The sequence below is a fragment of the Nocardioides sp. Soil796 genome (assembly GCF_001429525.1).
In the GTDB taxonomy this organism is placed as follows: Bacteria; Actinomycetota; Actinomycetes; order Propionibacteriales; family Nocardioidaceae; genus Nocardioides.
This window is the reverse complement of sequence record NZ_LMSQ01000018.1, coordinates 758616-774324: the sequence shown is the minus strand read 5'-3', so window position 1 is coordinate 774324 and position 15709 is coordinate 758616. Positions and strand designations below refer to the sequence as shown.

General features: G+C 69.4%; 13 protein-coding genes. 11 read left to right on the top strand and 2 right to left on the bottom strand.

Annotated features, from left to right (window positions below):
• Window positions 1-39: 39 nt before the first annotated feature.
• Window positions 40-1296 (top strand): acyl-CoA dehydrogenase family protein, encoded by a 1257-nt coding sequence (locus tag ASH02_RS15070; RefSeq protein WP_056688378.1) that lies wholly within the window; start codon window positions 40-42, stop codon window positions 1294-1296.
• Here the strand turns inward: ASH02_RS15070 and ASH02_RS15065 are convergent.
• The gene (locus ASH02_RS15065) at window positions 1285-1845 is read right to left on the bottom strand and encodes a TetR/AcrR family transcriptional regulator (RefSeq protein WP_056688374.1); all 561 of its coding nucleotides are present in this window, start codon (window positions 1843-1845) and stop codon (window positions 1285-1287) included. The two genes, ASH02_RS15070 and ASH02_RS15065, sit on opposite strands and share 12 nt — an antisense overlap.
• Before the next feature lie 86 nt (window positions 1846-1931).
• Here ASH02_RS15065 and ASH02_RS15060 point away from each other — a divergent pair, with 86 nt between their 5' ends.
• The 4 genes from ASH02_RS15060 (at window position 1932) to ASH02_RS15045 (ending at window position 8133) form a co-directional block, all read left to right on the top strand.
• Complete coding sequence (locus ASH02_RS15060) at window positions 1932-3140, top strand: LuxR C-terminal-related transcriptional regulator (protein WP_056688371.1); 1209 nt, start codon at window positions 1932-1934, stop codon at window positions 3138-3140.
• A 130-nt stretch (window positions 3141-3270) separates the two neighbouring features.
• Window positions 3271-4983, top strand: coding sequence for an AMP-binding protein (locus ASH02_RS15055; protein ID WP_056688369.1), 1713 nt, complete (start codon window positions 3271-3273; stop codon window positions 4981-4983).
• On the top strand, window positions 4983-6182 hold the full coding sequence (locus tag ASH02_RS15050) for an acyl-CoA dehydrogenase family protein (RefSeq protein WP_056688367.1): 1200 nt from the start codon (window positions 4983-4985) through the stop codon (window positions 6180-6182). Before ASH02_RS15055 ends, ASH02_RS15050 begins: the two co-directional genes overlap by 1 nt.
• A 10-nt stretch (window positions 6183-6192) precedes the next feature.
• Entirely contained in the window at window positions 6193-8133 is a 1941-nt protein-coding gene (locus ASH02_RS15045; protein WP_056688365.1) for an AMP-binding protein, read from the top strand.
• Between the two features lie 16 nt (window positions 8134-8149).
• Here ASH02_RS15045 and ASH02_RS15040 read toward each other — a convergent pair whose 3' ends face one another.
• Window positions 8150-8923, bottom strand: coding sequence for a FadR/GntR family transcriptional regulator (locus tag ASH02_RS15040; protein ID WP_056688913.1), 774 nt, complete (start codon window positions 8921-8923; stop codon window positions 8150-8152).
• A 122-nt stretch (window positions 8924-9045) separates the two neighbouring features.
• On the opposite strand from ASH02_RS15040, the gene ASH02_RS15035 reads away from it, so the two are divergent.
• The 6 genes from ASH02_RS15035 (at window position 9046) to ASH02_RS15010 (ending at window position 15687) form a co-directional block, all read left to right on the top strand.
• On the top strand, window positions 9046-10125 hold the full coding sequence (locus ASH02_RS15035) for an acyl-CoA dehydrogenase family protein (RefSeq protein ID WP_057295006.1): 1080 nt from the start codon (window positions 9046-9048) through the stop codon (window positions 10123-10125).
• An 87-nt stretch (window positions 10126-10212) separates the two neighbouring features.
• Entirely contained in the window at window positions 10213-11379 is a 1167-nt protein-coding gene (locus tag ASH02_RS15030; protein WP_056688358.1) for an acyl-CoA dehydrogenase family protein, read from the top strand.
• Complete coding sequence (locus ASH02_RS15025; RefSeq protein WP_056688356.1) at window positions 11379-12128, top strand: SDR family NAD(P)-dependent oxidoreductase; 750 nt, start codon at window positions 11379-11381, stop codon at window positions 12126-12128. The genes ASH02_RS15030 and ASH02_RS15025 overlap by 1 nt, the downstream gene beginning before the upstream one ends.
• A gap of 158 nt (window positions 12129-12286) precedes the next feature.
• Window positions 12287-13465: a thiolase family protein gene (locus tag ASH02_RS15020; RefSeq protein ID WP_056688353.1), complete on the top strand. Its 1179-nt coding sequence runs from the start codon at window positions 12287-12289 to the stop codon at window positions 13463-13465.
• 11 nt (window positions 13466-13476) lie between these two features.
• On the top strand, window positions 13477-14721 hold the full coding sequence (locus ASH02_RS15015) for an acetyl-CoA hydrolase/transferase family protein (RefSeq protein ID WP_056688350.1): 1245 nt from the start codon (window positions 13477-13479) through the stop codon (window positions 14719-14721).
• A 3-nt stretch (window positions 14722-14724) separates the two neighbouring features.
• Window positions 14725-15687 carry a hydroxymethylglutaryl-CoA lyase gene (locus ASH02_RS15010; RefSeq protein ID WP_056688347.1) on the top strand — a complete coding sequence of 321 codons (963 nt, stop codon included), beginning with the start codon at window positions 14725-14727 and terminating at the stop codon, window positions 15685-15687.
• The last annotated feature ends 22 nt before the right edge of the window (window positions 15688-15709 follow it).

The window sequence follows — 15709 nt, the reverse complement described above, 5'->3', positions numbered from 1 at the left end:
TACCGTCGGTCCATCACCGCAACGAGCTGGAGGAACACCATGGACTGGTCCATCCCCGAGGACGTCACGTCCTTCATCGCCGACCTCGACGAATTCATCGACACCAAGATCAAGCCGATCGAGGAGGCCAACCCGGAGCACTTCGACCACCGCCGGGAGTTCACCCGCACCGACCTGGAGCGCGGCGGCATCCCGACCCGGCGCTGGCGGGAGATCATGCGCGAGGCCCGGAAGCTGGCCGACGAAGCCGGCTTCTATCGCTACCCGCTGCCGAAGGAGCTCGGCGGCCAGGACGGCTCGAACGTCGCGATGGCGACGATCCGCGAGCACCTCGCGCGTCGCGGGCCGGGCCTGCACGCCGAGCTCAGCCACGAGGCGTCGATGGTGGCCAACGTGCCGCTCGCGCTGGTGCTGCACGAGTACGGCACGCCCGAGCAGAAGGAGCAGTACCTCGAACGCCTCGTCTCCGGCGACATGGAGATGGCATTCGGGCTCACCGAGCCCAACCACGGCAGTGACGTCACCTGGCTCGAGACGAAGGCGGTCAAGGACGGCGACGACTGGATCATCACGGGAGAGAAGCGCTGGAACAGCGTCGTCGACGTCTCCGAGATCGACCTCGTGTTCGCCCGCACCAGTGGGGAGGACGGCAAGGCCGAGGGGATCTCCGCCTTCCTGGTGCCGACCAACGCCGAAGGCTTCGAGGTGCCGTTCTACTGGTGGACGTTCAACATGCCGACCGACCATGCCGAGGTGCGCCTCAACGGCGTCCGCGTGCCGGGCGCGGCGCTGCTGGGCGAGGAGGGGCGTGGCCTGGACTGTGCCCAGCTCTTCGTCCACGAGAACCGGATCCGGCAGGCGGCCAGCTCGCTCGGGGCGGCGCAGTTCTGCATCGACAGGTCGATCGAGTACACCGAGGAGCGCAAGCTCTTCGGGCAGCAGATGCGTGACTACCAGGGCGTGCAGTGGCAGCTCGTGGAGCTGCAGACGGAGGCCGAACTGGTCCGCAACACGATCATGAAGACTGCCTGGGAGATGGACGTGCACGGCAAGACCGCGGTCAGCGACAAGGTCGCCATGGTCAACGTCCGTGGCAACCAGCTCGCCTGCAACGCGGCCGACCGGGCGATGCAGATCCACGGCGGTGTCGGCTACAGCAGGCACTACCCGTTCGAGCACATCTACCGCCACCACCGGCGCTACCGGATCACCGAGGGCTCCGACGAGCTGCAGTACCGCCGGATCGCTGCGGGCATGTGGGACTTCGGTTCGGCGCGCAGTCGATCAGGTAGCTGAGCGGCGGTCGCCGTACACACCGTGAAGGGCCAGCTCCAGGAGCATCTCGCGTACGCCGGGGGCCGCCAGCGCGCGCTCGGGCCACGACGCCACGGAGAACACTGTGCCGAGGCAGGCCTGTGTGGTGGCGGCGACCGTCCCGGGGGAGAGATCGGGGAAGCAGCTGGCGAACAGCGCCTCCCAGCTGCGGGTGTACTGCCCGCGCCGGCCGGCGAAGGACTTCGACCACGGGTCGGCCAGCGAGCGGACCTCGCGCTGGTAGAGCGTGACCAGCTGGCGGTTGGCGAGGGCGAAGTCGATGTGGTGGCGCAGTGCGCGCCGCAGCTCGGCGTCCGGGTCCTCGCCGGTGGGGCGGGTCGCGGCCAGGAGCTCGTCCATGGCCTCGTTGAGCAAGGTCGCCAGGATCTCGTCCTTGCCGGAGAAGTGCCGGTAGATCGACGGCCCGCTCAGGCCGGCACGGGTGCCGAGCTCGTCGACACCGACCCCATGGAAGCCCTTCTCATGGAAGGCCGTTGCGGCTGCATCGAGAATTCGTCTGTGGCGACCCACGGCGGCACCGTAGCATGGGGTGCTAACGATCGTTCTCAGGGCTCGTGGTCGTCGCAATGCATTCTCACGGGGCGAGAGGGAGACTGATGGAGTCGTCATCCGCGGCCGCAGCGCGACGCCGTGCCGATCTGATCAGCCAGGGGCAATCGGCGTACTCCGCTGCCATCCGGTTGGTCGAGTCGCTGCCGTCGACCTCGCTCGACGCCGACGAGCTGGACGACCTGGAGCAGGTTCCGTCGGCCGAGCTGCGCACGTTGGACGGGCAGCTGACGATCCTGGCGGGGATGATGCGCGAGCGTCTCAGTGACCCCGGGCACGAGCTCGGGAGAGAACGGGTGGTCGAGTTGAGCGAGACGTTGCACGCCGTGCACCAGGTCCGGTTCTCCATCCACGACCTCCTGGGCCACGAGCGACTGCGCCGGATGGACCAGCTGGACCGTGAGCTGGCACGTCTGCGCCGGATCACCGACCAGGACGAGCTGCTCGAGAAGGTCTGTGAGTCGGCCGCCGCGGGCGGTGGCTTCGACAGGCTGATGCTGTCCCGCGTCGAGGACGACACCTGGCGGCCGTGGCGCAGCTACTCGGCGCACGTGGGGCCCGACGAGCGCGCCTTCGTCGACTGGATCCGTGAGGTCCCCAAGATTCGTCTGTCGCACATGTTGCTCGAGAGTGAGGTGGTCCGGCGGCGCGAGCCGGGGCTGGTCGCGGACGCCAGCACCGACAGTCGCGTCTACCAGCCCCTGGCGACGGCGGCCGCGCAGACGTCGTACGTCGTTGCGCCGTTGATCGCTGGCGACCGCGTGATCGGCCTGCTGCACGCCGACCTTCGCGGCCACGACGTCGTGGAGCTGGACCGGGACATCCTCTGGTTCTACGCGGTCGGGTTCGCGCAGATCTTCGAGCGGGCGGTCCTGCTCGGCCGGCTGCGCGACCAGCGGGCTGAAGTGATGCGGGTGATGCAGACGGTCGAGGCAGTCCTCGACGACCTGGCCACCAGCGAGATCGACCTGGCCACCAGGGAGGAGACGACCGCGCTCGCCGTGAGCCGACCGCTGCGACCGGTCGTGAGTGACCGCCAGGCGGTCCTCGAGGGGCTCCTCACCAGCCGCGAGCTGGAGGTCCTGACCCTGATGGCCACGGGTGCCACCAACGAGCGGATCGCCCAGCGCCTGGTGATCGCCGTCGGCACTGTGAAGTCCCACGTCAAGCAGATCCTGCGCAAGCTGCGCGTGGAGAACCGGGCCGAGGCCATCTCCCAGTACCTCCGGTTGACGATCGGTGCGCGGGAGGACTGACGCTCCACCCCGCCGGTTGGCCACCCATTGCCTATTCGGTCTGACCATTGTAATCTCAGGACCACTGCAGGTGGACTGCGTCCGAGTGGTCCCCGCGCCTGATGACATCGGTTCCGATCAGGAGGAATCCATGGCCTTCGCCACGGTGCACGACCGCTACACCGACGAACAGATCGCCCGCTTCCACGAGCAGGGGCTCTGGACCGACGAGACGCTCTTCGCGATGATCGAGAAGCAGGCCGACCGGCAACCCGACAAGGTCTTCGGCACCGACTCGACGACCGAGATCACCTACGGCCAGCTCCGCGAGCGGGTCCTCGCCCTGTCGGTGGGCCTGCGACGCCGTGGCATCGGTCCGGGCGACCGGGTGGCCGTCCAGCTGCCGAGCTGGACCGAGTTCTTCGTGATCAGTGCCGCGATCGCCCGGATCGGTGCGGTCATCGTCCCGATCATGCCGATCTACCGTCGCGAGGAGGTCGGCTTCATCCTCGAGACCGCGAACGTAAAGGCCGCCTTCACCGCGTCGACGTACCGCGGCTTCGACCACGCGCGGATGTTCGCGGACCTGCGCGCCGACTGGCCGCTCCTCGAGACCATCGTCGTGGTGCGCCGCGAGGGAGACCTGGTCAGTGGCGCCGTGGACTTCGAGGACCTGCTGGTCGACCTGTCCCGCGAGGAGGCGGACGCCGAGATCGGCACGGGTGTCGGCCCCGACGAGCCGTTCGTGGTGGTGTTCAGCTCGGGCACCACGTCGCGACCGAAGGGCTGCCTGCACACCTTCAACACGATGGCCTGCGGCGCCCGCCTGCTCGGCAGGGGCTGGAACTACACCGAGGCCGACGTGCAGTTCGGCCCGTCGCCCGTCACCCACACCACCGGGCTGGTCACCAGCTATCTCCTGCCCCTCGCCCACGGTGCGGCCAGCCACCTGATGGACCGCTGGGAGCCCAAGGAGGGCCTCGAGCGGATCGCGAAGTTCAAGTGCACCGCCTGCGTGAGTGCGACGACCTTCCTGCAGATGCTGCTGGACGTCTACGACCCCGAGGTGCACGACGCCAGCAGCATGCGGTTCTGGACCTCGGCCGGTGCGCCCATCCCGGGCAGCTTCGTGGAGGCCGGCCGTGCGGCGATCCCCAACATGGCCGTCCTCAGTCTCTACGGTCGCACCGAGAACATCACCACCACGATGTGCACCCTCGACGACGATCCCTCCAGGTCGGTCACGTCCGACGGCCAGGCGCTGCCCCTGCAGGAGGTCGCCATCGTCGACGAGGCCGGCAACGAGGTCCCGCGCGGCGAAGAGGGCGACATCGCCTACCGCGGCGCGATGAACTGCCTCGAGTACATCGGCCAGCCCGACGAGACCGCCGCCAACTACACGCCGTCCGGCTTCCACAGGTCCGGCGACCTCGGACGGATGGACGCGGACGGCTACGTGCGCGTCACCGGCCGCCTCAAGGACATCGTGATCCGCGGCGGCATGAACATCAGCGTCCGTGCCGTGGAGGACGCCCTCGCCTCCAGGCCGGACGTCAGCCAGGTCGCGCTGGTCGCGATGCCCGACGCCTACCTCGGTGAGAAGGTCTGCTGCTACCTGGTGATGCACGAGGGCCAGCCGGAGCTCACCCTCGAGGAGATGCGGGACTTCCTCCTCGGCGAGGGCATGGCCATCCAGAAGGTGCCCGAGCGGCTCGAGATCGTCGACGCGCTGCCCACCACCGCGACGGGCAAGATCCAGAAGCACGTCCTGCGCGCCGACATCGCGGCCAAGCTCGAGGCCGGTGGAATGGCAGCGCCGAGGCACGCCACGTCTGTATCTGCACAGCAGGCCGAGGCGGTCTGATGGAGATCGTCGACACCCCGGAGGAGGCGGAGTACCGGCAACGGGTCCGGGCCTTCCTCGACGAGGCCCTGCCGAAGCTTGCCTGGCCCGAGCCCAGCGACCTGGTCGAGAAGGTGCCGTTCTGGCAGCAGTGGCAGCGGTTGCTGCACGACGCCGGCCTGGCCGGCATCACCTGGCCGACGCAGTACGGCGGGCAGGGGCTCGGCGAGCAGCTGCGCGCCATCTTCTCCGAGGAGTGCGACCGGGCGGGGGCGCCCGAACGACTCAACATCATCGGCGAGGACTTCTGCGGTCCGACCATCGCGCACTTCGGCACGGATGCCCAGAAGGAGCGACTGCTCGAGCCGATCCTGACCGGCGAGGACGTGTGGTGCCAGCTCTTCTCCGAGCCCGATGCCGGCTCCGACCTGGCCAGCCTGCGCACCAAGGCGGTCAAGGTCGAGGGTGGCTGGCGGATCAACGGGCAGAAGATCTGGACCAGTCGGGCCCAGATCGCCGCCCACGCGATCCTGCTCGCGCGCACCGGCGGCAACGACCCCGACAAGCAGCGGCACAAGGGCATCACGTTCTTCCTGCTCCCGATGGACTCCGACGGCATCACGGTGCGCCCGCTGCGGCACATGCTCGGTGAGGCCGAGTTCAACGAGGTGTTCCTCGACGACGTCTTCGTCCCCGACGACCTGGTGGTCGGTGAGGTCGACGGTGGCTGGAAGGTCACCATGGGCACGCTCGCCTTCGAACGGGTCGCGATCGCCACCGGACGGGTGAACACCACCAAGGCCGTCGCCGACATCATCGACGACGTCCGCCATCTGCGCGACGCGGTCGGGGAGCCACTGGGTGCCGACCCCGAGGTTCGGCAGAAGGTCGCCGACCTGTGGTCCCGGGCGATGATCCACAAGGCGATCGGCCAGCGCGTGATCACCGGCGCCGACACGGGTGCGCCTCCCGGGCCGGTCACCTCGATCGGCAAGCTCTACTTCTGCCCCCTGGTCGAGGACCTTGCCGACTTCCGGCTCTCCCTGGCGCCGATGGGCGGCCAGTTCGACCTCCATGACGAGGCCGCCACCGGCCTCGACGACGTCCGGGCCTGGCTCCGACTCGCCAACCAGTCGCGCGGCACGGCAATTGCCGGTGGCTCGACGTACATCCAGCGCAACATCGCGGCCGAGCGCATCCTCGGCATGCCCCGCTCCTGAGGAGACCCCGATGACCTACGTGTGGCAGCCGGACGACGACTACCTGACGAACTCCAACGTGGCCCGACTGATGCGCCGCCTCGACGTCACGAGCGCCGATGAGCTCCGCGCCGTGTCGGTCGCCGACATCGGTGCGTTCTGGGGCACCGTGGTCGAGGACCTCGAGATCCCGTTCCACACGCCGTACTCGCAGGTCGTCGACCTGAGCCGCGGAGTCAAGTGGCCCGAGTGGTTCGTCGACGGCGGCCTCAACGCCGTCGACGCGTGCCTCGGCAAGTGGGTCACGCGCACGCCCGAGGCGCCCGCCGTCGTGCACGAGGCCGAGGACGGAACCGTGCACACCCTCAGCTACGCCGAGCTGGCCGACCGGGTGGCCCGGGTGCGCGGCGGGCTCCGGTCGCTGGGCGTCGGCAAGGGCGACGCCGTCGCGATCTACCTCCCCATGACTCCCGAGGCCGTGGTGGCGACGTACGCCGTCGCGAGCCTCGGGGCTCTACTCGTGCCGCTGTTCTCCGGGTTCGCCGCCCCGGCGATCGCGAGCCGGATCCAGGACGCCGCCGCCAAGGCGGTGATCACCGCCGACGGCACCATCCGCCGCCGCAAGGTCGCCTCGATGCTGCCGCAGCTGCGCACCGCGATGGAGAGCTGCCCGAGCGTCGAGCACGTGGTGGTCGTGGACAACCTCGGGTCCGGCCTCGAGCTGCGCGCCGGCGAGGTGGCCTGGAGCGACCTGGTCGCCGGTGAACCCGACGACGCCGTCGAGCCGACCGCGGCCGGTGACGTGCTGCTGCTGGCCTACACCTCGGGCACGACCGGCAAGCCCAAGGGCGCGGTGCACACGCACGCCGGCTTCGTCGCGAAGACCGCCTCGGAGGTGTCCTACGGATTCGAGATGGGGCCGGGGCGCACCTTCTGCTGGATCACCGACATGGGCTGGATCATGGGCCCGCTCTCGATCTTCGGCACCCACGGCACCGGTGGCACGCTGCTGCTCTACGAAGGCTCGCCGGACGTGCCCGACACCGGCCGGCTCTGGGAGCTCGTCGAGAGGCACGGGGTCTCGATGCTCGGGGTCAGCCCGACCCTGATCCGCACCCTGCGCGCGGCCGGCGGCGTACCCGACCGCGACCTCGCCAGCGTCCGGGTGCTGGGCTCCACCGGCGAGCCGTGGGACCCGGAGTCCTACGAGTGGCTGGCCCGCGACGTCTTCGGCAGCCGGGTCCCGATCATCAACTTCTCCGGGGGCACCGAGGTCGGCGGCTCGTTCCTCTGCCCCTACCCGGTCGAGGAGATCCGCAGCTGCTCCCTCGGCGGTCCGGCCCTGGGCATGGACGTCGACGTGGTCGACGACGACGCGCAGCCGGTGCGGGGACAGATCGGGGAACTGGTCTGCCGACAGCCGTGGCCGTCGATGACCCGTGGGATCTGGAACGACACTCCCGAGGGGGAGCGCTACCACGAGGCCTACTGGTCCACCTTCGAGAACCTGTGGCGGCACGGGGACTTCGCGCTCGTCGACGACGACGGCAGCTGGTTCATCCTGGGTCGTAGCGACGACGTGATGAACGTGGCCGGCAAGCGCGTCGCGCCGGCCGAGATCGAGTCGGTCGTCGCGGTCGACGCGGCGATCGCCGAGTCCGCGGTGGTCGGCATCCCCGATGCGACCAAGGGTGAGGCCGTCTGGGTCTTCTACGTCGCCAAGGGTGACGTCGCGCAGGACGACGCCGAGGTCGCCGCGCGCGTACGTGGTCTCGTGGCCGACGGCGTCGGCAAGCCGTTCGCTCCGAGCCAGGTCGTGCGCGTCGAACGGCTGCCCAAGACCCGGTCTGCCAAGATCCTGCGGCGAGCGATCCGGGCAGCCGTGATGGACACCGACCCCGGGGACCTCTCGGGAGCCGAGAACCCCCAGGCCGTCGACGAGATCCGCGAGCTGGTCAAGGACCTGCGGTGAGGCCCGCAGCCCGGGCTCAGATCTCGGCGACCTCGATGGCGGTGCGCTCCTCGACTTCGAGCACCGCTTCGGCGTACGTGTGGACGTGGCGCTGCATGCGTCGTACGGCGGCGTTGGGGTCCTGGGCGCGGATCGCGTCGGTGATGCTCTTGTGGGCCTTGACCGTCGTCTTGCGCACGGCGTCGTCGATGAAGCCCTTGTTGTCGGTGGATTCGTAGATGGCGCGCGAGAGGGCCAGCATGAAGCCGTTGAGCAGGTCGTTGTGCGACGCGACCGCGACCGCCACGTGCCACTCGACGTTGGCGGTCAGGAACTCCGAGAGCGGCCCCGCGTTGGCGATCGCCTCGTTGGCCCGCTCGAGGCGCTCGAGGTCGGCGGCCGTGCGGTACTGCGCGGCGAGCCGGGCACAGGCCGGCTCGACGGCCTCGCGGGTCTCGAGCAGCGCATCCATGCGGATCTGCCGGCCGCGGATCATGAGGTTCACCGAGCTGGCGATCGACTCCTCGCCCGGGGTCTGCACGAACGCGCCACCGGCCCGGCCAGTGCGGATCTGCACGAGTCCCTGCACCTCGAGGATGCGCAGCGCCTCGCGCACCGTGGTGCGGCTCATCCGGGTCTGTGCGACGAGCTCGCGCTCGGGCGGAAGCGCCGTGCCCTCGGGGAAGTCGCCGCGCAGGATGCGCTCCCTCAGGTCGTCGGCCAGCACGTCGGAGGCCTTCGGGACCTGCATCGGGGTGAGCTGTACCGGACGCCGTATGCCTTGGGGCCCGGCCTCTGTGGATTCAGTCATCGCCCACCGCTTCTTGAGAAGTTCCATCGTTCGATTGGTCATACCCAAAGTAACAGTCGTCGGCCGCCTGACTACGCATCGACCGGCGAACGACTGGACAAACACACACCCTGAGGAGAGCCATGCAGTGGAAGCTGTCTGAGGAGCAGGACGCCTACCGAGAGGCACTGTCCGGCTGGCTGGCCGACGTCGCGGGACCGGAGCAGGTCCGAGCCTGGCTCGAGGCCGATGACGAGCGCGGGGATCACGGGCCCTTCGAGCAGAGGTGGAACGAGGGCGGCATGGCAGGTGTCGGCATCGCCGAGTCCCTGGGCGGCCAGGGTGGAGGCGTCGTCGAGCTCGCCCTGACCGCCGAGGAGCTTGCCCGGGCCGGGGTCCCGAGCTCGGCGTGGCTGGCCACCGTGCTCGCCGTACCGCTGCTGGAGCGCCACCCCGACCTGGTCAAGGCGGCGGTCGCCGGCTCGCCGGTCGCCCTGCTGGTCCCGTCGGGGCACCTTCCCGACGCGAGTCCGACGGTGTCGATGGGCGCCGACGGGAGGCTGAGCGGACACGTGCTGCAGGTCCTCGCGGCCGATCGTGCCGAGACGCTCCTGGTGCCGGTCGAGTCGTCGGCAGGCCCCCAGCTGCGGATCGTCTCCGCCGGCGCAGCGGGACTCACGATCACGCCGCGTCGCCTGCTGGATCGCACCCGCACCCTGGCCGACGTACGACTCAACGGCGTTGTGTCCGAAGCGGTCGACGGGGATCCGGTGGTCGGACTGGCCAGGGTCGTCGACCTCGCCGGCCTGCTCGTCGCGGCCGATGCACTGGGGACGATGCAGCGGATGCTGGACCTCGCCGTGGAGTACAGCCTCCAGCGCCGCCAGTTCGGCGTGCCGATCGGCTCCTTCCAGGCGGTCAAGCACGCCGCCGCCTCGATCCTGGTCGACCTCGAGGCCGGCCGCTCCGGGGTCTACCTCGCCGCAGCCTCGCTGGAGATCGACGACGCGGAGGCTCCGTTGCGTGCGGCAGCCGTCAAGGCGCAGGTCACCGCGGCGGCCTCCCGGGCGGCAGACACCGCACTCACCATGCACGGTGCGATCGGCTACACGTGGGAACACGACCTGCACCTGTTCTACAAGCGCGCGCGGCTGGACGAGCAGCTGTTCGGGGCTCCGAAGGAGTGGAACGAACGGCTTGCCGATCGACTCCAGCTCGTATAGTTTTTGGTCTTACCTTTTGTTATAGTCACTCCATTAGTTGGTTCGGGAACATCTCGGGCCGCACCGACGAGACCAAGGACGGGCACCGTGGACTTCGAGCTCTCCGAGGACCAGCAGACGATCCGCAAGGCGGTCGCCGAGCTCTCCGCCAAGTTCGACGACCAGTACTGGATGGAGAAGGACGAGGCGCACGAGTTCCCGTCCGAGTTCTACCAGGCCTTCGCGGACGGCGGCTGGCTCGGCATCACCACCCCGGAGGAGTACGGCGGCCACGGCTTCGGCATCACCGAGGCCTCGCTGCTCCTCGAGGAAGTCGCCGCCTCCGGCGCCGGAATGAACGGCGCCAGCTCCATGCACCTGTCGATCTTCGGCATGCACCCGGTGATCGTGCACGGCTCGGAGGAGATGAAGAAGGAGAACCTCCCGCGCATCGTCAACGGCGACCTGCACGTCTGCTTCGGCGTCACAGAGCCGGGCGCCGGCCTCGACACGACGCGGATCACCACCTTCGCCAAGCGCGACGGCTCCGACTACGTGGTCAACGGCAAGAAGGTCTGGATCTCCAAGGCGATGGAGTCGGAGAAGATCCTGCTGCTGACCCGGTCCGCGAAGTACGAGGACTCCCCGAAGAAGACCGATGGGCTCACCCTCTTCTTCACCGACCTCGACCGCGCCCATGTCGACATCCGGCCGATCCGCAAGATGGGCCGCAACGCGGTCACCTCCAACGAGCTCTTCATCGACGACCTTCGGATCCCCGAGGAGCACCGCATCGGCGAGGAGGGCCAGGGGTTCAAGTACATCCTCGACGGGCTCAACCCCGAGCGCTGCCTGGTCGCCGCCGAGGCTCTTGGCATCGGCCGTGCGGCGCTCAAGCGTGCCGTGCGCTACGGCAACGAGCGGGAGGTCTTCGGCCGTCCGATCGGGATGAACCAGGGCATCCAGTTCCCGCTCGCCGACTCGCTCGCGCGCCTCGACGCCGCCGAGCTGATCCTGCGCAAGGCCACCTGGATGTACGACAAGGGCCTGCCCTGCGGCCGTGAGGCCAACACGGCCAAGTACCTCTGCGCAGATGCCGGCTTCCAGGCCGCCGACCGGGCCCTGCAGACCCACGGAGGCATGGGCTACTCCGAGGAGTACCACGTCGCGCGCTACTTCCGGGAGGCACGCTTGACCAAGATCGCCCCCCTGAGCCAGGAGATGGTTCTCAACTACCTGGGGTCCCACGTGCTGGGCCTGCCGAGGAGCTACTGATGTTCTCACTGCAAGGACGCTCCGCACTGCTCACCGGAGCCGGCAACGGCATCGGTGCCGCAGTCGCCCGGGCGTACGCCGCCGCCGGCGCCGCCGTCCTGGTGACCGACCTCGACGGGTCCGCGGCCGAGGCCGTGGCCAAGGAGATCACCGAGTCCGGTGGCCGGGCCGAGTCGTTCGCCCTCGACGTACGTGACGCCGAAGCGGCAGCCGAAGCCGCCCGACGCGCCGCAGCGCTGACCGACGGCGTCCTCCACATCCTGCTCAACAACGCCGGGGCCATCTCTCCCGCGATGTTCCACAAGATGACACCGGAGCAATTCCGCTTCGTGCTCGACGTCCACGTCGGTGGCGCGTTCACCGTCAGCCAGGCCGCCGCGCCGTTGCTGGCCGAGGACGGCACCGGCCGCATCATCAACGTCACGTCCGCGGCCGGGCTGGTCGGCACCATCGGACAGGTCAACTACAGCGCCGCGAAGTCCGCGATCATCGGGATCACCAAGTCCCTGGCAAAGGAGCTCGCGAAGCGCAGCATCACCGTCAACGCGCTGGCCCCGCTGGCCGCGACCGCGATGACCGAGAACATCCGGTCCAACGAGAAGCTCGCGGCGATGACCCTGGCCCGGATTCCGCTCGCTCGCTGGGCCACCCCCGACGAGATCGCCGGGGCGTTCGTCTTCTTCGCCTCCGACGCCGCGGGATACATCACCGGCCAGGTGCTCCCCGTCGACGGCGGGACGGTGATCTAGCCATGACTCCTCGGCTCTGGCCTGCTGCACGGCGTTCGCCGGGCACCTGGACTGCGTTCTCATCAGTCGCCGGGACTCCGTCCCGTCTCCCTCTTCCGCCTTGCCAGGCACTCCGGCGAACGTCGCTCGCCACGACCAGCTCCAAGGAGGCATGACTTATGAGCTTCGCAGGCACCGGGCGCGACGCCTGGATCGTCGAGGCGCTTCGTACGCCGATGGGCAAGGCCCACCCCGACAAGGGCTGGTTCCGCGACACCCACCCCAACGTGATGCTGGGTGCGGTCTACACCGCGCTGCTGGAGGCAACCGGCGTACCCGCCGACCAGGTCGAGGACCTCGTGGTCGGCTGCACCGCTCCCTTCGGTGAGCAGTCTCGCAACGTGGCCCGCAACGCCTGGCTGCAGGCCGGCTACCCGGCCGAGATCCCGGCAACCGTGCTGGACCGACGGTGCGGGTCGGCGCAGACCGCCGTGGAGATGGCCGCCGCCCTGATCGCCTCGGGCACCCACGACGTCGTGCTCGCCGGGGGCGTCGAGAACATGGGCCGCATCCCGATGGACGCGGTCGCCCGGATCGAGGAGCTGTACGGCGCCGCGTGGCCCGCCGAGCTGCGCGAGCTCTACGACTTCCCGTCGATGGGCGAGGCCGCCGAACGGATCGCCGACCAGTGGGACATCTCCCGCCAGGAGATCGACGAGTTCGCGGTGCGCTCCCACGCGCTGGCTGCCGCAGCCCACGAGGCCGGACGCTTCGCGCGCGAGATCATCCCGATGCAGCTGGACGGCGAGACCCGCACCGGCGACCAGTCGGTACGGCCGGGCACCAGCGTGGAGTCGCTGGCCGGGCTGAAGACGATCTTCCGCCCTGACGGCGGCAAGGTCACCGCGGGCAGCTCGTCGCCGTTGACCGACGGGGCTGCCGGCCTCCTGCTCGCCTCCGACGAGGCCGTGCAGCGCCACGGGTTCACCAAGCGGGCCCGGGTCCTCGACCAGACCACCGTCGGCGTCGACCCGGCCCTCATGCTCACCGGCCCGATCCCGGCCACCCGCAAGCTGCTCGAGCGCAACGCGATGGCGATGGGCGACATCGACCTCGTCGAGATCAACGAGGCGTTCAGCCCCGTCGTACTCGCCTGGGAGCGCGAGCTGAAGCCGGACATGGACCGGGTCAACGTCAACGGCGGAGCCATCGCCCTCGGCCACCCCGTCGGCGCCTCGGGTTCCCGGCTCTTCGCCACGCTCCTCGCGGAGATGGAGCGGCGCGACGTCGAGATCGGCCTGGTCACCATGTGCTGCGGTGGCGGACTCGGCACGGCGACCCTCGTCCAGCGGGTCTGAGGGCGACGGCCATGCTCGACGTCGGAGCCTTCCTGCACCCCGGGGACGGGGTCTGGTGGGGACAGGGGAGCGCGGAGCCCGAGCAGCTGGTCAACCAGGTGCTCGACGCGGTCGACGAGGTCGGCCCGATCCGGGCGTTCTCGGGCCTCACCTGGAACGCGCGCCTCTCGGGTGACCTGCCCGAGCTGCTCACCGTCATCTCCTACGGGGGACTGGGCCAGCTCCGTCGGCTCAGCCGCAACGGCCTGCTCGACGTCGTGCCCTGTCACTACTCAGCGCTGCCGAGGATGTTCGCCAAGGGCCAGCTTCCCTGTGACGTGGGGTTGATGCAGGTCTCGCCGCCCGACAGCGACGGCCTCGTGACGCTGGGTATCGGAGTCGAGTACGTCGCCGACGCGATCCCGCACACCCGCACGCTGATCGCCGAGATCAACCAGCAGATGCCCGCCACCGTCGGTGGGCCGAAGCTGCCGCTCTCCGCGTTCGCCGCGATCATCGAGACGGACCGTCCCCTGGTCGAGTCGCCGAAGCGCGAACCCGACGAGGTCGAGCTCGGCATCGCCAAGAACGTCGCCTCGATCATCGACGACGGCGACACGATCCAGATCGGCGTGGGATCACTGCCCGAGGCGGTCCTCGACGCCCTGGCCGGTCACGCCGACCTCGGCTTCCACAGCGGGATGACCGCCGACGGCGTGTTCACCCTCGTGGAGAAGGGCGTGATCACCGGTGCCCGCAAGGAGATCGACGCGGGCCTGGTGATCACCGGCGCCGCATTCGGCACCCGCGACTACTACGACCGGTTGCATGAGTTCCCGGTCGAGTTCCGGCCGGCGAGCTACACGCACGCGCCGGGAGTGCTGTCCCAGCTCCGGTCGCTGGTCTCCATCAACTCGGCCATCGAGGTGGACCTGCTCGGCCAGGTCGGGGCCGAGCTCGCCCGCGGGGTGCACATCGGGGCCGTCGGCGGACAGGTCGACTTCAGTCGCGCGGCCGCCCTCACCGGGTCCCGCTCCATCATCGCGCTCCGCTCGACCAACGGGTCGGGGGAGCAGCGGCAGTCCACGATCGTCCCCTCGCTCCACGGCGGCGTCGTCACCACGTCGCGCGTCGACGTCGACGCCGTCGTCACCGAGCACGGAGTCGCCATGCTCACCGGCTGCACGGTGGCCGAACGAGCGCTGCGCCTGATCGAGGTGGCCGCGCCAGAACACCGCGAGGAGCTCGAACGGGCCCTCGCAGACCAGGAGTACTGAGCCATGACCCAAGACCTGACCAACACCGGGTTCCCGAACAGCACCGACCAGGAGACCCGCCGGGTCCACGTTCGCGAGGTCGGTCCGCGCGACGGGTTCCAGAACGAACCCGAGACGATCTCCACCGACGACAAGGTGCGGCTGATCAACTCGCTGGGCCGGGCCGGCTTCAAGCGGATCGAGGTGGCCAGCTTCGTCCGGCCCGACGTGATCCCGCAGCTCTCCGACGGGGTCGAGGTGCTGCACCGGATCGACGTACCCGCCGACGTCGAGCGCATGGTCCTGATCCCCAACAGCAAGGGGCTCGACAACGCGCTCAAGGAGCGGGCGTACTTCGAGGACGCGACGCTGTTCGTCAGCGCCAGCCAGACCCACAACAAGCGCAACATCAACCGCACCGTCGAGGAGACGATGGCCGACGTGGCGGTGATGGGACCGCGCATCGTCGCCGAGGACCTCAAGTTCTGTGCCGTGATCGCCACCTCGTTCGGCTGCCCCTTCGAGGGCAAGGTCGAGATGGACCGCGTGCTCGACCTGGCCGAGCAGTTCGCCGAGGCGGGCGCCACCGAGATCGGCTTCGGCGACACGACCGGCATGTGCAACCCGGCGTACTCCTCGCGCTTCTTCGCCGCGGCCGTGCAGCGACTTCCCGGCATCGAGGTGACCGCGCACTTCCACAACACCCGCGGCCAGGGCCTGGCCAACGCGTACGCCGCACTCGAGGCCGGCTGCACCAGTTTCGAGTCCAGCTTCGGCGAGCTCGGCGGCTGCCCGGTGCCGGCCGGTTCGACCGGCAACATCGCCACCGAGGACCTCGTCTCGATGTTCCACGAGATGGGCGTCGACACCGGCCTCGACCTCGGGCGCATCATCGAATCAGCACGCGAGGCCCAGTCGGTCCTCGGCCGCAAGCTGACCAGCCACTCGATCATCGCGGGACCGGTCCTCTGGTCCCAGGCCGTCTGATCCCCACCCTCTGACAATCACC